This is a genomic window from Cupriavidus sp. KK10, assembly GCF_018223725.1.
Classification (GTDB): Bacteria; Pseudomonadota; Gammaproteobacteria; order Burkholderiales; family Burkholderiaceae; genus Cupriavidus; species Cupriavidus necator.
Map to the genome: position 1 here is coordinate 6,321,481 of NZ_CP073677.1, position 17,799 is coordinate 6,339,279.

The 17,799-nt window shown below is 66.5% G+C and carries 13 protein-coding genes; 1 reads left to right on the forward strand and 12 read right to left on the reverse strand.

The genetic code is table 11. The annotated features are described in order from the left end of the window. Positions 1-30: 30 nt before the first annotated feature. Positions 31-1,053, reverse strand: coding sequence for a Bug family tripartite tricarboxylate transporter substrate binding protein (locus tag KB879_RS29455; protein WP_371827379.1), 1,023 nt, complete (start codon positions 1,051-1,053; stop codon positions 31-33). Positions 1,054-1,343: 290 nt separating this feature from the next. Between KB879_RS29455 and KB879_RS29460 the strand changes: the two genes are divergently transcribed. Next, complete coding sequence (locus KB879_RS29460) at positions 1,344-1,883, forward strand: GNAT family N-acetyltransferase (protein ID WP_211980369.1); 540 nt, start codon at positions 1,344-1,346, stop codon at positions 1,881-1,883. Positions 1,884-1,967: 84 nt separating this feature from the next. Here KB879_RS29460 and KB879_RS29465 read toward each other — a convergent pair whose 3' ends face one another. The 11 genes from KB879_RS29465 to pilM all read right to left on the reverse strand — a co-directional run bounded on the left by KB879_RS29465 (position 1,968) and on the right by pilM (position 17,753). Beyond that, a complete protein-coding gene (locus KB879_RS29465; RefSeq protein ID WP_013958216.1) occupies positions 1,968-3,431 on the reverse strand; it encodes a glutamate synthase subunit beta in 1,464 nt (487 codons plus the stop codon). A gap of 120 nt (positions 3,432-3,551) precedes the next feature. Then, positions 3,552-8,345, reverse strand: a complete 4,794-nt coding sequence (locus KB879_RS29470) for a glutamate synthase-related protein (protein ID WP_211980370.1) — start codon at positions 8,343-8,345, stop codon at positions 3,552-3,554. Positions 8,346-8,633: 288 nt separating this feature from the next. Further along, entirely contained in the window at positions 8,634-9,359 is a 726-nt protein-coding gene (locus KB879_RS29475) for a transposase (RefSeq protein ID WP_211980371.1), read from the reverse strand. A 101-nt stretch (positions 9,360-9,460) separates the two neighbouring features. Beyond that, positions 9,461-10,597, reverse strand: a complete 1,137-nt coding sequence (locus KB879_RS29480; protein ID WP_013958219.1) for a deoxyguanosinetriphosphate triphosphohydrolase — start codon at positions 10,595-10,597, stop codon at positions 9,461-9,463. 48 nt (positions 10,598-10,645) lie between these two features. Then, positions 10,646-11,752 carry a 3-dehydroquinate synthase gene (gene aroB / locus KB879_RS29485; RefSeq protein WP_211980372.1) on the reverse strand — a complete coding sequence of 369 codons (1,107 nt, stop codon included), beginning with the start codon at positions 11,750-11,752 and terminating at the stop codon, positions 10,646-10,648. Beyond that, entirely contained in the window at positions 11,749-12,309 is a 561-nt protein-coding gene (locus KB879_RS29490; RefSeq protein WP_211982343.1) for a shikimate kinase, read from the reverse strand. The genes aroB and KB879_RS29490 overlap by 4 nt, the downstream gene beginning before the upstream one ends. A gap of 345 nt (positions 12,310-12,654) precedes the next feature. Beyond that, positions 12,655-14,787 (reverse strand): type IV pilus secretin PilQ, encoded by a 2,133-nt coding sequence (gene pilQ, locus KB879_RS29495; RefSeq protein ID WP_211980373.1) that lies wholly within the window; start codon positions 14,785-14,787, stop codon positions 12,655-12,657. Beyond that, positions 14,784-15,335: a pilus assembly protein PilP gene (locus KB879_RS29500; protein WP_013958223.1), complete on the reverse strand. Its 552-nt coding sequence runs from the start codon at positions 15,333-15,335 to the stop codon at positions 14,784-14,786. Before KB879_RS29500 ends, pilQ begins: the two co-directional genes overlap by 4 nt. Continuing rightward, positions 15,332-16,003, reverse strand: a complete 672-nt coding sequence (locus tag KB879_RS29505; protein WP_114132203.1) for a type 4a pilus biogenesis protein PilO — start codon at positions 16,001-16,003, stop codon at positions 15,332-15,334. Before KB879_RS29505 ends, KB879_RS29500 begins: the two co-directional genes overlap by 4 nt. Before the next feature lie 2 nt (positions 16,004-16,005). Beyond that, positions 16,006-16,665, reverse strand: coding sequence for a PilN domain-containing protein (locus KB879_RS29510; RefSeq protein ID WP_013958225.1), 660 nt, complete (start codon positions 16,663-16,665; stop codon positions 16,006-16,008). Between the two features lie 17 nt (positions 16,666-16,682). Then, complete coding sequence (gene pilM, locus KB879_RS29515) at positions 16,683-17,753, reverse strand: type IV pilus assembly protein PilM (RefSeq protein ID WP_035820419.1); 1,071 nt, start codon at positions 17,751-17,753, stop codon at positions 16,683-16,685. Positions 17,754-17,799: the final 46 nt, after the last annotated feature.

Genomic DNA, 17,799 nt, shown 5'->3' on the forward strand with positions numbered 1-17,799 from the left:
GCCTCCCAAACCGGTCCACCCCTTTGCTGCTCAAGGCTCCTGTGTCGGCGCAACGTCCTTCAGGATCACCTGCCATTGGATCGATTCCGAGCGGATCGCGGTGGCGAACGCCTCCGGCGAGTCGCGCAGCGGCGTGACCCCCGCTGCCTGCAGGCGCGAACGCACCTCGCGCTCGGACATGACGGCGTCGAGCTCGACCGCCAGCCTGGCGACGATCGCGCGCGGCGTCTTGGCTGGCGCCATCACGCCAAACCAGGCGGCCGCGGCATAGCCTTCCAGCCCCGATTCCTGCAGGGTCGGCACCAGCGGCGCCAGCGGCGAGCGGGCCACGCCCGTCACCCCGACCAGGCGCAACCCGCCGCTCCTGACCTGGCCCTGGACCGCGGCAAACGAACAGAAACAGGCACTGATGCGGCCGGCCAGCATTTCCTGGACCACGGCGGCTTCGCCCTTGGCGGTGACCAGCGGCACGCCGCTGCGGATGCCGCGCACGGCGTACTCGGCGTACAGGTGGGAGGGGCTGCCCGATTGGCCGTAGCCATAGCTGTAGGAGCCGGGATTCGACTTCACCGCGGTCATCCATTGCTCGGGCGTGCGCATGGGCAGCCTGGCATCGATCACCAGGAACAGCGGCGTGGTGGCCACGCGCGCCACCGGCGTGAAATCGCGCACGACGTCGTACGGCACCGGCTCCAGTCCGGGCTGGATCAGCATATTGGCCTGGTGCAACAACAGGGTGTGGCCATCGGAGCTGGCCTTGGCGACCACGTCGCCGGCAATGGTGCCGGCGGCGCCGGGCCGGTTGTCGACCTCCACCGGCACGCCCAGCCGGGCGGAAAGACGCTCGGCCAGCATGCGCGCCACCGCATCGGCAACGCCGCCGGCCGGGAACGGCACGATCAGACGCATCGGGCGGTCGGGGAACGACATGCTGCGGGCGAGCTGCTGGGTCCCGGCATGCGCCGGCATGGCTGGCACCGCCAGCGCCAGCGTGGCACACCCCAGGGCATACAGGCACAGGAAAGGCTGGAGCCAGCGCCGGACTGGGCCCATTGGGGGGCGCGGCGCCAACTTTGCTTTACCTCGCCAAAGCCGCGACAACTTGCGCACTTCGGGCATCAATTTCCTCCGGCCGGTCTCCTGAGGAGGCGGCAAGCTGGTTCTGGGGAAAAAGGATTTGCGAGGCAGTTTTCCGTTAGTTGTTTTTGAAAATTGTAAGGACATTACCCAGGCCACCACAGACACGTAAACCATAGCCGGGAGAACCCTGAAGGCCCCGCCAGGCCTTGCCAAACGCGCCATGGCGGCCAGGGCGCACGGACCTCGCCGGCTATAATCGGCCGATGACGATTTACACCCTGCGGCCCATGGTCACCACCGACCTGCCGGCCGTGCTGGCGGTGCAAGCCAGCTGCTATACCGAAGTCCTGCTGGAGAGCCAGGCAGCGCTGGCAAGCCGGCTGGCGCTGTCCCCCGCCACCTGCTGGGTCGCGGACGATCCCGGGCATCCCGGCGCGCTCGCCGCCTACCTCTTTACCCACGCCTGGCCCGAAGCCACCCTGCCGCCGCTGGACGGCGTGCTCGACGATGGCTGGCGTCATGGCGCCGGGCCGGATGCCCTCACCTGGTTCGTGCACGACATGGCGGTTGCGCCCGCCGGACGCGGCGCCGGCCTGGCGCCGCGCCTGTACGCGGCGGCACTGGCGGCCGCGCGCGCGGCGGGGCTGCGGCATTCGCGGCTGATCGCGGTGCAGTCGGCCGCGCCGTGGTGGCGCAGGCTCGGGTACGCCCCGGTGGCGGCGCACACGGCCGCCGCCCATGCGGCCCAGCTGGCCAGCTACGGCGCCAGCGCGATGCTGATGGAGCGCACGCTGGCCGACTGAGCGCTCCATCAGCACACTGGCGCCAGGACGACAAAAAGCCCGCCGGCTTGCGCCAGGCGGGCTTTTTGTTCTTGCCGGGGTGAATCAGCGCGGCAGTTCGGTGTGGCCCATCAGGAAGGCATCGACCGAACGCGCAGCCTGGCGGCCTTCGCGGATCGCCCACACCACCAGCGACTGGCCGCGGCGCACATCGCCGGCGGCGAACACCTTGGGCACGTTGGTGTGGTAAGCACGTTCGCCCTCGGTCGAGGCCTTGGCGTTCTTGCGCGCATCGGTATCCACGCCGAACGCTTCCAGCATCGAGCCCACCGGGTTGGTGAAGCCCATCGCCAGCAGCACCAGGTCAGCCGGCAGGATGAACTCGCTGCCTTCGACTTCCTGCATGCGGCCATCCTTCCATTCGACGCGGCAGGCCTTCAGAGCGGTGACCTTGCCGTTCTCGCCGATGAATTCCTTGGTCGCTACCGACCAGTCGCGCTCGCAGCCTTCATCGTGCGACGACGAGGTGCGCAGCTTGATCGGCCAGTACGGCCACACCAGCGGCTTGTCCTCTTCTTCCGGCGGCTGCGGCAGCAGTTCAAACTGCGTCACCGAGGTGGCGCCATGGCGGTTGGACGTACCCACGCAGTCGGAGCCGGTATCGCCGCCACCGATCACGATCACGTTCTTGCCTTCGGCGCGGATCTCGTTTTCGCCGTCGCCGGCCACTTCCTTGTTCTGCGGGATCAGGAATTCCAGCGCGAAGTGGATGCCGGCCAGGTCGCGGCCCGGCACCGGCAGGTCGCGCGGCACTTCCGAGCCGCCCGCCAGCACCACGGCGTCAAACTGGTCCATCAGGGCCTGGGCCGAGATGGTTTCACGGGCGTAGTTCTTGATCCCGGCCGGCAGTTCGCCGTCGGTCACCATTACGCCGGCGCGGAAGGTCACGCCTTCGGCCTGCATCTGCTCGATGCGGCGGTCGATCAGCGTCTTCTCCATCTTGAAGTCGGGGATGCCGTAGCGCAGCAGGCCGCCGATGCGGTCGTTCTTCTCGAACACGGTCACGTCATGGCCGGCGCGTGCCAGCTGCTGCGCGACAGCCAAGCCGGCGGGGCCGGAGCCGACCACGGCCACGGTCTTGCCGGTCTTGTGGCGCGGCAGCTGCGGCTTGACCCAGCCCTCTTCCCAGGCCTTGTCGATGATGGCGTGCTCGATCGACTTGATGCCCACCGGCAGTTCATTGATACCCAGCGTGCAAGCGGCCTCGCACGGTGCGGGGCAGATGCGGCCGGTGAACTCGGGGAAGTTGTTGGTCTGGTGCAGCACCTCGATCGCCGACTTCCAGTCCTGGCGGTACACCAGGTCGTTGAAGTCGGGAATGATGTTGTTGACCGGGCAGCCGTTGTTGCAGAACGGGATGCCGCAGTCCATGCAGCGCGCACCCTGGATCTTCGCTTCGCTGTCGGACAGCGCGAACACGAATTCCTTGTAGTGCTTCACGCGCTTGACTACCGCTTCGTAGCCTTCGTTCTGGCGCGGAAATTCGAGAAAGCCAGTCGCCTTACCCATGTTGCGTCCTTGGTCATGCTGCGCGGGACCGGCGGCGTCGCCGGCCCTGCGGTGGGGTCAGAATCTTGTCAGGACCGCGGCGGCTGCCGCGGCCCCTCTGCGTCGTTGCGTTGCGCTCGCTCAGGCCGCGATGGCTTCGCGGTCGCTGTCGCGGGCGGCCTGTTCCTTGGCGTACATCTCGCCCAGCGCGCGCTTGTACTCGGTCGGGAAGACCTTGACGAACTTGCGGCGTGCCGTGGTCCAGTCAGCCAGCAGCGCCTTGGCGCGCTCGGAACCGGTGTAGCGGAAGTGCTGCTCGATCAGGTTGCGCAGGATGGCTTCATCCAGCACGCGCTTGCCGTCGACCTTGTGCCACGAAGCCTGGGGCTGGCCCTTCTCCTGGTCGGCCGAGGCCAGCACCGCTTCCAGCGCCACCATCGAGGTGTTGCAGCGCTTGTCGAACAGGCCGTCCTCGTCATAGACGTAGGCCACGCCGCCCGACATGCCGGCCGCGAAGTTGCGGCCCGTGCCGCCCAGCACCACCACCGTGCCGCCGGTCATGTACTCGCAACCGTGGTCGCCGGTGCCTTCCACCACGGCAACCGCGCCTGAGTTGCGCACCGCGAAGCGCTCGCCGGCCACGCCATTGAAGAACGCTTCACCGGCGATGGCACCGTACAGCACGGTGTTGCCGACGATGATGTTGCGGGTCGGGTCGCCGCGGAACTCGTGCGGGGCGCGCACGATCACGCGGCCGCCCGACAGGCCCTTGCCGACGTAGTCGTTGCCGTCGCCCACCAGGTCCAGCGTGATGCCATGCGCCAGGAACGCGCCGAACGACTGGCCGGCGGTGCCTTGCAGCTGGATGTGGATGGTGTCGTCAGGCAGGCCTTCGTGGCCATGCTGCTTGGCGACCACGCCGGACAGCATCGCGCCGACGGTACGGTTGACGTTCTTGACCGGCTGGATGAACGAGACGCGCTCGCCCTTCTCGATCGCCGGACGCGCCTTGGCGATCAGCACGTGGTCCAGCGCCTTGCCGGCTTCCGCCGACAGGCCGTGGTCCTGCACGTCGGTGTGGTACAGCGGCACGTCCGCGCCCAGCGACACCTGGTGGAAGATGCGGCTGAAGTCCAGGCCGCGTGCCTTCCAGTGCTCGATGCCCGGCTTGGTGTCGAGCAGGTCGGCGCGGCCGATCAGCTCGTCGAACTTGCGGATGCCCAGTTGGGCCATGATCTCGCGGGCCTCTTCTGCAACGAAGAAGAAGAAGTTGACCACGTGTTCCGGCTTGCCCTGGAACTTCTTGCGCAGCTGCGGATCCTGCGTGGCCACGCCCACCGGGCAGGTGTTCAGGTGGCACTTGCGCATCATGATGCAGCCTTCCGCAACCAGCGGCGCAGTGGCGAAGCCGAATTCATCAGCGCCCAGCAGCGCGCCGATGACGACGTCGCGGCCGGTCTTCATCTGGCCGTCCGCCTGCACTCGGATGCGGTTGCGCAGGCCGTTGAGCAGCAGGGTCTGCTGCGTTTCGGCCAGGCCCAGCTCCCACGGCGTACCGGCGTGCTTGATCGACGACCACGGCGAGGCGCCGGTGCCGCCGTCATGGCCGGCGATCACCACGTGGTCGGCCTTGGCCTTGGACACGCCCGCGGCCACAGTGCCGACGCCCACTTCGGACACCAGCTTGACCGAGATATCCGACGACGGGTTGACGTTCTTCAGGTCGTGGATCAGCTGTGCCAGATCCTCGATCGAGTAGATGTCATGGTGCGGGGGCGGCGAGATCAGGCCCACGCCCGGCACCGAGTAACGCAGCTTGCCGATGTAGTCCGAGACCTTGTGGCCGGGCAGCTGGCCGCCTTCGCCGGGCTTCGCGCCCTGCGCCATCTTGATCTGGATCTGGTCGGCCGAAGCCAGGTATTCGGCGGTCACGCCGAAACGGCCCGACGCCACCTGCTTGATCTTGGAGCGCAGCGAATCGCCGTCGCGCAGTTCCAGGTCGTTCTCGATCACGCCGTCGCCCAGCAGGCCCTTGAGGGTATCGCCCTGCTTGATGGGGATGCCGCGCAGCTCGTTGCGGTAGCGCTTCTCGTCCTCGCCGCCTTCGCCGGTGTTCGACTTGCCGCCGATGCGGTTCATCGCCAGCGCCAGCGTGGTGTGGGCTTCGGTCGAGATCGAGCCGAGCGACATCGCACCCGTGGCGAAGCGCTTGACGATCTCCTTGGCCGATTCCACTTCTTCCAGCGGAATCGCCTTGGCCGGATCGACCTTGAACTCGAACAGACCTCGCAGCGTCATGTGGCGCTTGCTCTGGTCGTTGATGATGTTGGCGTATTCCTTGTACGTCTGGTAGGCGCCCTTGCCGTCGTCGGCGCGCACCGAGTGCTGCAGCTTGGCGACCGAGTCCGGGGTCCACATATGCTCTTCGCCGCGGATGCGGAAGGCGTATTCGCCGCCGGCGTCCAGCATGCTTTCCAGCACCGGGTTGTCGCCAAAGGCGTCGCGGTGCAGGCGCAGGGCTTCCTCGGCCACCTCGAAGATGCCGATGCCCTCGACGTTCGACGGGGTGCCATGGAAGTACTTCTGCACCAGTTCGCGCGACAGGCCGATGGCTTCGAAGATCTGCGCGCCGGTGTACGACATGTACGTGGAGATGCCCATCTTGGACATCACCTTGAACAGGCCCTTGCCGATCGCCTTGACGAAGTTCTTGACGGCCTTCTCGGGCGACAGGTCGCCGGACAGGCCCTGAGCCATTTCGGCCAGCGTTTCCATCGCCAGGTACGGATGCACGGCTTCGGCGCCATAGCCGGCCAGCAGCGCGAAGTGGTGCACTTCACGGGCGGTGCCGGTTTCGACCACCAGGCCGGTGGACGTGCGCAGGCCCTTCTCCACCAGGTGGTGGTGGATGGCGGACGTGGCCAGCAGCGCGGGAATCGCGACATGCTCGGCATCCACGCGGCGGTCCGACACGATCAGGATGTTGAAGCCCGAACGCACCGCATCCACGGCTTCAGCGCACAGCGAGGCCAGGCGGGCTTCAATGCCTTCCTTGCCCCAGGCCTTCGGGTAGCAGATGTTCAGCTCGTATGAACGGAACTTGCCGCCGGTGTAGTGCTCGATGTTGCGGATCTTGGCGATGTCCTTGAAGTCCAGCACCGGCTGGGACACTTCGAGGCGCATCGGCGGGTTGATGTTGTTCAGCTCCAGCAGGTTCGGCTTCGGCCCGATGAACGACACCAGCGACATCACCATGTTCTCGCGGATCGGGTCGATCGGCGGGTTGGTCACCTGGGCGAACAGCTGCTTGAAGTAGTGGTACAGCGTCTTGTTCTTGGACGACAGCACCGCCAGCGGGCTGTCATTGCCCATCGAGCCGGTGGCTTCTTCACCTGCCAGCGCCATCGGCGCCATCAGGAACTTGACGTCTTCCTGGGTGTAGCCGAAGGCCTGCTGGCGATCCAGCAGCTTGGCCGCCGGCTTCTTCTCGGCGGCAACGTCTTCCGGCTTGGCGTCGAGCTCGTCGAGCTTGATGCGCACGGCGTCGATCCAGCTCTTGTACGGCTTGGCGTTGGCCAGGTTGTCCTTGAGTTCCTTGTCGTCGATGATGCGGCCCTGTTCCATGTCGATCAGGAACATCTTGCCCGGCTGCAGGCGCCACTTCTCAACGATGCGCGACTCCGGGAACGGCAGCACGCCGGCTTCCGAGGCCAGCACCACGATGTCGTCCTCGGTCACGTAGAAACGTGCCGGGCGCAGGCCGTTGCGGTCCAGCGTGGCGCCGATCTGGCGGCCATCGGTGAAGCAGATCGCGGCCGGGCCGTCCCACGGCTCCATCATGGCGGCGTGGTACTCGTAGAAGGCGCGGCGGTTGTCGTCCATCAGCGTGTGCTGTTCCCAGGCTTCCGGGATCATCATCATCATCGCGTGGACGAGCGGGTAGCCGGCCATCGTCAGCAGTTCGAGGCAGTTGTCGAACGATGCGGTGTCGGACTGGCCCGGGTAGATCAGCGGCCACAGCTTGGGCAGGTCGTCGCCCAGCACCGGCGACGAGATCGCGCCAGTACGTGCGTTGATCCAGTTGACGTTGCCCTTGACCGTGTTGATTTCGCCGTTGTGGGCGACCATGCGGTACGGGTGGGCCAGTTCCCAGGCCGGGAAGGTGTTGGTCGAGAAGCGCTGGTGCACCAGGGCCAGGGCCGAGACGGCGCGCTGGTCCAGCAGGTCCAGGTAGTACTCGCCGACCTGGTTGGCCAGCAGCAGGCCCTTGTACACCACGGTACGGGCCGACATCGACGGCACGAAGTATTCCTTGCCGTGCTTGAGCTTGAGCGCCTGGATGGCGTGGCTGGCGGTCTTGCGGATAACGTAGAGCTTACGTTCCAGCGCGTCCGTGGTCATGATGTCGCGGCCGCGCCCGATGAAGATCTGGCGGATCACCGGCTCGGTGGTGCGCACCGTCGGCGACATCGGCATCTTGGCGTCGACCGGCACGTCGCGCCAGCCCAGCACGACCTGGCCTTCCAGGCGGACCGTGCGCTCCAGTTCCTGCTCGCAGGCCAGGCGCGAGGCGTGTTCCTTCGGCAGGAAGATCATGCCCACGCCGTATTCGCCGGCGGGCGGCAGGCTCACGCCCTGCGCGGCCATTTCCTCGCGGTAGAACTGGTCCGGGATCTGAATCAGGATACCGGCACCGTCGCCCATCAGCGCATCGGCGCCGACCGCACCCCGGTGGTCCAGGTTCTCCAGGATCTTCAGGCCCTGCGAGATGATCTCGTGGGATTTCTTGCCCTTGATGTGCGCGACCATGCCGACGCCGCAGGCGTCATGCTCGTTGCTGGGATCGTACATGCCCTGCGCTTGCGGGCGCAGGTCAATGGCGTGGGAAGACTCGCTGGTCTGCGCTTGGGCCGAAAGATTTTTCGTTTGGTCCACGGGCTGAATTCCGGTGAAGGCTGCGCGAACTGGCTGGGCGTACCGGAACGGGGACCGCGCGCTTTCTCGTTTTCTTTATTCCTCCACCCAAACCGGAAACCGGCGGGACGGAAAATGGGGACGAAGCTGTCAGCGGGCCGCAGCGGCGTACACGAGCGTGACGCGCCGCACAATGACTGTGGGTGGAGCAACTATATGGGAATCGCGTTCGTCTCGCAAAATTTTTAAATGGGGTCAGATCACATTAAGTTACGCACCATTTCCGTGATCCATTTAAATAGGGACATATTAATTTTGCGGCGATTCTGACCCATTCGATGATGCGGCTTGCACCTTTTTGGGGCGTCCTTTCGGCAACGGCTGCACGCGCCGCGTTGCATGCCGCTCCAATTGGGCCAGGAACGCTTCGTCGCCAAGCGGCCAGCCGCTATGGGCATGGCCGCGCAGTGTCTCCAGAGTTTTGCCCGACAGGCCCTCGGCGGTCAGCATCCGGTAGTTCGACTGCCGCTCGAACGGCGTATTGCCCAGCTCCCAGTACGCGGAGTGGTCGCTCACAAACGGGCTGGCCTCGATGCCGGCGTGATGGTGGTAACTGCTCCAGCAATCGGCCTCGGGGGTGGTCACCTCCCCCGCGCGCAGCGCGTTACCCTCGACATAGAGCATCGCCGGCAGCATCCACCGGGCGGGGTCGAACACCGCGGAACGGAAGCGCCCTTCCCACAGAGTGCCGGTGCGGCTGGCCACCCGGTTGAAGTAGCGCGCATAGCGCCGCCCCACCGCCTGCATGGTCAGGCTCAGCGAGTCTGCCTCCTTGGGCGTGGCCACCAGGTGCACGTGGTTGGGCCGCAGCGCGTAGGCGTGGATGGCAAGGTCATGCTCGCGCGCGGCCATGCGCAGGCAGTCGAGGTAGTGCAGGTAGTCGTCCGGCCCCAGGAACACGGGCTGGCGGTTGTTGCCGCGCTGCAACACCAGGGCGGGAAGACCGGCGGGGGAAAAGCGGGGAAGGCGTGCCATGACAGGTCATGCGAGCATTGATGCCCGCATGATAGCCTGATCCGTCCCCACTTATGCGGCAGGCTGGCGCGCCGATCGGAGGGCCAGCCCGAACGCGGCCGTCAGTTGCCTTCGCTGACGGCGAAGATGCGGCGGTGCTCGCGGATCGCGTAGCGGTCGGTCATGCCCGCGATGTAGTGGGCAATCAGGCGCGACTGGTCGCCCCCATGGCTGGCCTGGTACTGCGGCGGCAGCAGGCGCGGGTCGGACATGAAGGCCTGGAACAGGTCACCGACAATGCGCTGCGCCTTGGCCGACATGCGCATCACCAGATAGTGCCGGTACAGGTGCCGGAACAGGAAGCGCTTGAGTTCGGCCGCTTCTTCATGCATCTGCGGGCTGAAGCCGACCAGCGGGCCGGCGGCGCGCACCGCGTCGATATTGCGCGGGTTGGCCGCGGCGATATTGCGGCTGGTGGTCTCGATCAGGTCGACGATCAGCGTATTGATCATGCGCCGGACCGTCTCGTTGATGGCGCGCCGGCCGTTGACGGCGGGGAAGACAGCGGCCACCTCGGCGCGGTGGCGGGCCCACATCGGCACCTCGTCCAGCTGCTCCAGCGTCAGCAGCCCCGAGCGCAGGCCGTCGTCGATATCGTGGTTGTTGTAGGCGATCTCGTCGGCCAAGTTGGCCAGCTGCGCCTCCAGCGACGGCTGCGTGCCCTCCAAGAAGCGCCGGCCCAGCTCGCCCAGCGCCGAGGCATTGACCCGCGAGCAATGCTTGAGGATGCCCTCGCGCGTCTCGAAGGTCAGGTTCAGCCCGTTGAAGCCGCCGTAGCGCTCTTCCAGCTCGTCCACCACCAGCAGGCTCTGCAGGTTGTGCTCGAAGCCACCATGGTTCTTCATGCAGGTATTGAGCGCATCCTGCCCAGCGTGGCCGAAGGGGGTGTGCCCCAGGTCGTGCGCCAGCGAGATCGCCTCGACCAGGTCTTCATTGAGGCGCAGGTTGCGCGCGATCGAGCGGGCGATTTGCGCCACCTCCAGGCTGTGGGTCAGCCGGGTGCGGAACAGGTCCCCTTCATGGTTGACGAAGACCTGGGTCTTGTACTCGAGCCGCCGGAACGCCGTGCTGTGGATGACCCGGTCGCGGTCGCGCTGGAATTCGCTGCGCGACAGCGATGCGGGTTCGGCATGCACCCGCCCGCGCGTCTGCGCAGAGCGGGCGGCGTAAGGGGCGAGATGGCTTTCAAAGTCGGTCATGCGGCGCGTCCGGTGGCTGGGGCGGGGTGGCGAGGCATAACCGATCGGTCAGGCGACCGGGGCCTCGGTGGGAGGTTTGAGCACGGCGTGCGCGAGCGTGGCGCGCAGGTCAGCGTCCGGCACGGTGGTGATGAACGCTTCGCCGAGCTGCTTCAGCAGGATGAACTTGATGCTCCCCGCCTCGGCCTTCTTGTCGACCTTCATCAGTTCGATATAGCGGTCGGCACCGAGTTCCGGCGCCACCACGGGCAGGTTGGCGGCCTGCGTCAGCTCGCGGATGCGGGCGCGGGTTTCAGTGTCGATAAAGCCCAGCCGGTGCGACAGGTCGGCGGCCATCACCATGCCGCAGCCGACGGCCTCGCCGTGCAGCCAGGCGCCGTAGCCCATGCCGGCCTCGATCGCATGGCCGAAGGTGTGGCCGAAATTGAGGATGGCGCGCAGGCCGCCCTCGCGCTCGTCCTGGGCCACCACGCCAGCCTTGATCTCGCAGGAGCGCTGCACGGCGAGCGCCATCAGGTCCGGGTCGCAGGCATTCAGCGGCTTGATGTTGCGCTCGATCCAACCGAAGTACTCGGCATCGGCGATCGCGCCGTGCTTGATGACCTCGGCCATGCCGGCGGCCAGCTCGCGCGGGGGCAGCGTGCGCAGCGTGTCGATGTCGGCGATCACCGCGTTGGGCTGGTGGAACGCGCCGATCATGTTCTTGCCCAGCGGATGGTTGATGCCGGTCTTGCCGCCCACCGACGAATCCACCTGCGCCAGCAGCGTGGTCGGCATCTGGATGAAAGGCACGCCGCGCATGTAGCAGGCGGCGGCAAACCCGGTCATGTCGCCCACCACACCGCCGCCCAGCGCGACCAACGTGGTCTTGCGGTCGGCGCCGGCCTGCAGCAGCGCGTCGAAGATCCGGTTCAGCGTTTCCCAGTGCTTGAAGGCTTCGCCGTCGGGCAACGTCACGGTGCGCACGGTCTTGCCGAGCGCCTTCAGGCTGGCTTCCACCCGCGCCGCGTACAGCGGCCCCACGGTTTCATTGGTGACGATGACGGCGTGCTGGCCGCGCACGTGCGGGCGCAGCAGTTCGGCGTTGTCCAGCAGGCCGGTACCGATATGGATGGGGTAGCTGCGCTCGCCCAGGTCGACTTCAAGCGTAATCATGGATTGGGGTCCTGCGCCGGCGGCTCCGACGCTTCCGGCGGCGCGGAGGCCGGCTGCGGGGGATCGATCGGGAAACCGGCCATTTCAAGTTGCATCAACACCATATTAGCAAGCTGCGCCACCGAGGGCTTGCCGGTTTCGATGATGAAGTCCGCGACCTCGCGGTAAAGCGGGTCGCGCTCGGCATAGAGCGCCTCGAGCTTGCCCTTGGGGTCCTCGGTCTGCAGCAGCGGGCGGTTGCGGTCGTGGCGGGTGCGCAGCCACAGGTCGTGCGGGCTGGCGCGCAGGTACACGACCGTGCCGCGGGCCTTCAGCACCTCGCGGTTCTCGGCGCGCAGCACGGCGCCGCCGCCGGTGGCCAGCACGATGCCCTGGCGCGCAGCCAGCTCGCGGATCATTGCGGCCTCGCGGTCGCGGAAGCCGGCTTCGCCCTCGACTTCGAAGATCACCGGGATGCGCACACCGCAGTGCGCTTCCAGTTCATGGTCGGAATCGAAAAACGGATAGTGCAGGCGCCGCGCCACCGTGCGGCCCACGGTGGTCTTGCCGGCGCCCATCAGGCCGACGAAAAAGAGGTTGGGTCGATCGGATTCCGGTCGCTCGGAGTCGGATCGATCGGCGTCGCGCCGATCCTGGGCCTGGCGCTGTGCCGCCGGGCCTGTCGCTGAGGCTGTCACTGGACTGTCGTTCGGGAGCGTGGCATGTGGGCCGTCCTCCCCGGTTGGGAACTGCATCATCTTCTTATGTTGTGGCGCGGCCGGCAAGTGGCGAATGCGGCATGGCCCACATGGCTGGCCCGTCCCAGGGCCGCCTCCGGGCCTCCCGCGACGCGCAAAAAAAGGCCGCATCCCTCGATGCGGCCTGCCAGTCTACTGTATCCGGCGCCTCCGGACGCCATGTCCCTACCTGAGCGACACGCTCTCGTTCAGGATGCGCGGGGTCAGGAACACCAGCAGCTCGGTGCGGTTGCGCACCTTGGCGTTGCTCTTGAACAGGTTGCCCAGCACCGGGATATCGCCCAGCAGCGGCACCTTGTCGGTGTCGTTGGACTCGGTCTGGGTGTAGATGCCGCCGATCACCACCGTGCCGCCGTTCTCCACCAGCACCTGGGTCTGCACGTGCTTGGTGTCGATGGCAAAGCCCGAGGTGGTCTGGATGCCCACGCTGTCCTTGTTCACGTCCACATCGAGCAGCACATTGCCTTCGGGCGTGATCTGCGGCGTCACTTCCAGCTTCAGGTTGGCCTTGCGGAACTGCACCGAGGTCGCGCCACTGGAGGTCGCCGCCTGGTACGGCAGCTCGGTACCCTGCTCGATCAGCGCCTTGATGTTGTTGGCCGTGACCACGCGCGGGCTGGAGATGATCTTGCCCTTGCCGTCCGCTTCCAGTGCCGACAGCTCCAGCGCCAGGAAACGCGTGGCGGCGCTGTTGAACAGGCTCACCGCGATATTGGCCGGGTTGGTGCCGTTGATGGCGCCTGCCGGCAGGCTCAGGAACGGGCCGTTGTCCGAGGTGGAGCCCGGCAGCACGTTGTTGTAGGTGTTGCCGACCTTGGCGTTGTTGTACTGCCCGGCAAAGCCCAGCTTCACGCCCAGGTTGCGGCTGAAGGTATCGGTGGCCTCGACGATACGCGCCTCGATGATCACCTGGCGCACCGGGATGTCGATCTTGCCGATGAAGTTCTGCACCTCCTCCAGCTTGGTGGCGATATCCGAGACGAAGAGCTGGTTGGTGCGCGCATCGGCCGTCAGCGAACCGCGCTTGGACAGCATGCGCGTGCTGGCGCCCGCCGCCCCTGCCACGCCAATGGGCGCCGCCGCAGCAGCACCGCCGCCCGCCCCCAGGCCCAGCAGCATCTTGCGCACGTCTTCGGCACGCTGGTAGTTGAGCTGGAACACCTGGCTGCGGATCGGCTCCAGGTCACTGATCTGCTGCTGCGACTCCAGCTCCAGCTTCTCCTTGGTCTGCAGCTCCGCCTTGGGCGCTACCCACAGCACATTGCCGTTGCGGCGCGAGGCCAGGCCCTTGGCATCCATCACGATCTGCAGCGCCTGGTCCCACGGCACGTCCTTCAGGCGCAACGTGATGTTGCCCTGCACGCTTTCGCTGGTGATGATGTTCAGGTTGGTGAAATCGGCGAACACCTGCAGCAGCGAGCGGATGTCGATGTTCTGGAAGTTCAGCGACAGGCGCTCGCCGCGGTAGCCCGGGCCACTGATCAGCTTGGTCGGGTCTTCCTTGACCGGGCGCACCTCTACCACGAACTGGGTATCGGTCTGGTACGAGCTGTATTCCCAGTTGCCGCGCGGCTCGATCGTCAGGCGCGCGTTGCCGTTGGCGTCCGAGGCATGCATGCCCTGCACCGGCGTGCCGAAGTCGCTGACGTCGAAGCGACGCCGCAGGTTGTCTGGCAGCGTGGTGCCGAGGAAATCGACCACGACGTTCTTGCCCTGCTGCGCGATATTGATGCCCGAATCGCGCGAGGACAGGTCCACCACCACGCGCCCGGCGCCATCGGCACCGCGGCGGAAGTCGACATTGCGCACCGACGGCCGCGCCGCAGCGGCTGCAGGCGTCGCCGCCGGCGCAAACGTGGGCGCGGCGTTCTTGAGCGCCGGCGCCACGTTATCCAGCGCCACCACGAAGTAGTTGCCGCGCTGGTCGGTGCGATAGGTGGCGTTGCGCGTGAGGTCGAGGATCACGCGGGTACGGTCGCCGATCTGCACCACGTTGGCGGACTTGACCAGCTTGCCGCCGTAGTCGTACTGCGCGCGCCGGTTGGCAAAGCCGGTATCGAAGAAATCGATCGCGAGCCGTGCCGGGTTCTGCGTGGTGAAATCCGCCGGCTTCTGCGCCAGCGGCCGTTCGAGCTCAATCGTGAACACGGTCTGCTCCCCGACCATGCTGACGTCAACCGCCTTGATCCGGTTGCTCTGTGCCAGCGCGGCCGGCGCGGCAATCACCAGCAACAGCGCCAGCGCCATCGTTGTCTTTGCGGCGCCCGCAAGCGCACGGTACCAGCGCGTAAGGGTCATGCCGCCACCTCCAGCTTCAGGCTGGTCATTTTCTCTTTCCACTCTGATACCCCCTCCCGGACCAATTCGCGCAGCACGATCTCCTGATCGGTGATGCGGACCACCCGGCCATAGCTCTGGCCGAGATACTGACCCACCTTGACATGGTGGATCTTGTTATCAACCCGCACGATGCCGAAGGTCTCCCCGTGCTTCATCATCATCCCGAGCATCTTGAAGTTCTCGAGCGGGTAGTCCTCCAGCGGCTCGCGGCGCCGCCCGGCTTCGGGCGAATCCGCCAGCGTCTTGTTCAGCTCGCCGATCTTGGCCTGCGCGAACGGCTCGGGCGCCTTGGCTGCGGCGTACTCGCGCGGCACATAGGGCCGGGCGTCGGGCAGCGGCTCGGGCGGCTTGGCGCGCGCGCTGCGGGTGGCATCCATCCACTGGCGCAAGGCGTCTTCATCGCTGGCGCCGCAGGCTCCCAGCAGGCCGACGGCCAGCGCCGCCGCCGCGAACGTGCGTGGCGCCGTGGTCCAGGCGAGGCTGCGGGTACGCGCGGTGCGGCTCATTTGGCACCTCCTGCCTTGGCTGCCGCAGCGGCTGCCGCGGCCTTGCGCTGCGCGGCCTGCTCGTCCGGGTCGAGCGCGCGGTAGGCCATCGCCACCGCCTCCATCGACATCCCGCCATCCTTGGTATTGGCCAGCTGCAGGTTCTGCATCGAGACGATCCGCGACAGTGCCGCCACGTCGGCATTGAACTGCGCCACCTCGTGGTAGCGCCCGGTCACGCGCAGGTTCACCGGGATCTCGGCGAAGTAGGGCTTGATCACCGCCCCCTGCGGCTTGAACAGCTCGAACTGCAGCCCGCGTGCGACGCCGGCGTGGTTGACGTCGGCCAGCAGTGCATCCATTTCGGCCTTGTTGGGCAGCTGCCGCTCCAGCAGCGCCACGCGCTGCTCCACCTGCTTCTTCTGCTCGCGCAGCGCGTCCAGGTTGGCCACCTGCGCCACCTTGGACTGGTACGCCTGCTTCAGGCTTTCCTGCTCCTGGCGCTGGCGGTCGAGTTCGTCGAACCTGGCGCTCCAGTAGAACTGCCAGCCCAGCAGCAGCACCACGGCCGCGGCCAGCACCGCGAACAGCACGCGCGGCGCGGCCGGCCACGTCTCCGGTTCGCTCAGGTTGAGCCCGCGGAACTGGCCGGTCAGGTCGGCCAGGTTGATTTCAGTATTGAGCGCCATGGTCAGGCCTTTCCGGCTGCGGGTGCGGGAACTGGGGCGGCTGCGGGTGCGGAGGCGCCCGGCACGGCCTTCTTGCCGTCGGCCGCCGCTTCCGGCGCGCGATACGTGAAGCGCATCGAGAACTCGAACAACCGGCGCTGCTCGCGCAGGTTGTTGGTCATGGTGACGGCCTTGGATTCGACCAGCTCGGCCTTGTCCAGCCAGGCCACCCCGCTCAGGTTGCGCAGCAGCTCGGAAATGCGCTCGTTGGACTGCGCCACGCCCGCGATGGTGAAGGCCTCGCCGGTCTGCTTCAGGCTGGTCAGGTAGACGCCTTCTGGCACCTGCCGCACCAGTTCCTCAAGCAGCTGCACCGGGCGGTTGCGCTCGGTCTGCAGGCTTTCAACGGCCTTCTGGCGCTGCAGCAGCGCGTCGATGTCCTTCTTCAGGCTGTTGACCTCGCGGATCTGCCCGTCCAGCTTGGCGTTCTCAGCGCTCAATACCTGGTTGAGCGCGACCACCGAAGCGATGCGCCCGTCGATATAGTAGCCACCCAGCAGCACCACGGCAGCGCCAGCCACTGCGGCGCCGGCCAGCATCGTATAGACCTTCTTGCGGCGTGCTGCCTTGCGGGCTTCGTGGTAAGGCAGCAGGTTGACCGAAGGCAGTGTGTTCGTAGACATCTGATGCCTCCGGTGCGTTATTGCAGGCCGCGCAGGGCCAGGCCGGCACTGACGATATACGCCGGCAGGTCGCGCTGCAGGTAGCGCTCGTTGACCTTGGCGTTGGTCGCCATGTTGGCGAACGGGTTCGCCAGCGTGGTGGTGATCTTGGTCTGGTGCTGGATCGCCGATTGCACGCCGAGCAGCGACGCATGCCCGCCCGAGAGCAGGATCTCGTCGACCCGGCCCAGGCTGGAACTGGCGATGAAGTTGCCGACCGCGGACTGCACTTCCATCGCCAGTGCATCCAGCGACGGCTTGAGCAACTGCGCGCGCCAGGCTTCAGGCAGCGTGTTCTTGCGTTTCTTGATCTCGGCCTTGAGCGCATCGAGGGTGAACATGCGCGCCGCACTCTGCGTGAGCTGGTCGCCGTAGCTGTTCAGCGGCTGCTCGTAGAGTTCTTTCCAGCCCTGGTAGAAGATTGCCTTGGAACGGCTGCCGCCCAGGTGGATCACCGCCACCACCGGCAGCGCGCGCGCATCGGCCTCGGGCATCTCGTGCGGCACGCCCAGCATCTGCACGATCGAGCGCTGCACCGCGTATTCCTCGACATCCATGACCTGGGGCTTGAGCCCGGCCATCTCGGCCGCGGTCACGCGCTCCTGCACGCGGTCACTGTTGGCCGCCGTGACGCGCACGCCGATCCCGCCCTCGGTCTCGCTGGGGCCGATCACGGCGAAGTCGAAGTTGACCGCCTGCGACGGCGGATAGAGCCGGTGCGCCTCGGATTCGACCTGGGAATACAGCTCGTCTTCGGACAGGTTGTCCGGCAGGCTGACCGTCTGTGACTCCGTCAACATGGATGGCACACCCAGCACCACGTCCTTCGAACGGATGCCGGCCTTGCCCAGCGCGCGTTTGAGCGCGATCCCGACGGCCTCGATATTGATGACGTTGCCATCGGCAACGGCGTTGCGGTCCAGCAGTTCGCTGGCGCATTTTTCCAGCCGGTAATCTTGCCTGCTGCCCCCTACGGACAGCTCGACTACCTTGACACTGGACGACCCGATATCCACACCGACCGTAGTCCGGCGTAGAAGCCCCGACAAAATGCCCCGACGCAAGGTGACCCCCTGACTTTTGAACTCGCCCCTG